The 1,296-nt window shown below is 53.9% G+C and carries 2 protein-coding genes; one reads left to right on the forward strand and one right to left on the reverse strand.

Going from position 1 to position 1,296, the window contains the following annotated elements; genetic code table 11:
* Positions 1-235: 235 nt before the first annotated feature.
* A complete protein-coding gene (locus A1355_RS09420) occupies positions 236-697 on the reverse strand; it encodes a hypothetical protein (protein ID WP_064027333.1) in 462 nt (153 codons plus the stop codon).
* 423 nt (positions 698-1,120) lie between these two features.
* Between A1355_RS09420 and A1355_RS26595 the strand changes: the two genes are divergently transcribed.
* Positions 1,121-1,243: a type II toxin-antitoxin system HigB family toxin gene (locus A1355_RS26595; RefSeq protein WP_082885464.1), complete on the forward strand. Its 123-nt coding sequence runs from the start codon at positions 1,121-1,123 to the stop codon at positions 1,241-1,243.
* Positions 1,244-1,296 lie beyond the last annotated feature (53 nt).

Raw genomic sequence — 1,296 nt, forward strand, 5'->3', positions numbered from 1 at the left:
GCCTTGCGCGCAAGGCGAGATGCCTTTCGATTGGGTCCGGGCATCCGGCGGCAATCGTCTACTAGCGAGCAACACGGCCCGCCAAGCTCGCGAACCGAGCGCTAAGCCCGATAAACCTGGCGCCGGGCACCGTGCCGATAGCCGAAACACACTTAAGATAAAATCGGCGCCGATCGCGGCGAGCCGGGCCGGCCGGCGCACCGCAGGGCAAGGGAATGGGGACGGTTGGCGGGGCTTAGCTGGCCGCTTTGGCTTTAGCGCCGCGATTAAAACGCACCGACATGGCTTCGCGCAAGGTTTCCAGCGCGGCGCCCTTGCCGGCGATCTTTAACGAGGCATAGGCGTCCAAGCAGAAACTGTAAATATCGCTACCCAGCGCCATGTCGGTATCGTCGCCGCGAGTCATTAACTCTCGCAAACGGTGCAGGCGCGGACGCAATTGATCCAGCGCGGTCAAGTCGGCCACGGCTTCCCCCATATCCAGACTCGGCGGCAAGGCTTGCCGATTTTGACCGGAGACGATCAACGTCTGCCGGCAAAAAGCTTCGGTCTTATCGCCCATCTTGGCCAGATTGCGCCGCTCGTCGGGCGACAGGCTAAGAAAACCGGCGAAGTGGTTTTCCAAAACACTCAGCGCCGCATCGATTTCAGCGAGCGCGCTGTCGGTAAAATTGATCGAAATTAAATTTTGATTCATCGAAATCTCCTTAAAACGAATTGCCGGACACTCGGAACGACAGCTCATTCCGAGTGTTAAAGCGCAGACAGTTTTTAGAGAAAATGAATGATTTTTTTTGCTAGTCTAAATTTATACCGAATCGCTTTAAAAACTGACGATTCGGAAAATAGCGAACTACGGATAAGCCAAGCCGCCTACACCTATCGATCTTCTGGCAATCCGGCAGGAACGGCACGCGGCGCAATCAAAGTGGCGCCGGATGACAACAATGGTCTAAATTTTCGAGAATATGTAGGGCACGCATCGCGTACCATTGAGAGGGCATCTTGACAACGAACGCCAAAAGCTACGCGGTGCGTACTACCGGACTTTGGCCAGATTAATCAAGGTAGGACGGGTAGAGCGACAGCGAAACCCATCAAATGATTTAAGGCCTTCGTGATGGGTTTCGGCTTTGCCTCTACCCATCCGAGCTCAATCCACTATAACCGGCGCAAAGTGTATATCCGCAACGTGCTAACCCATACCGAGTATGATCGTAACAACTGGAAACGGAAGAATTGAGTATGCGAACTGTTCCTGAACCCAAAGCAATATGGTAAGCGGTCCTTTAACAG

This window comes from Methylomonas koyamae (assembly GCF_001644025.1).
In the GTDB taxonomy this organism is placed as follows: domain Bacteria; phylum Pseudomonadota; class Gammaproteobacteria; order Methylococcales; family Methylomonadaceae; genus Methylomonas; species Methylomonas koyamae_A.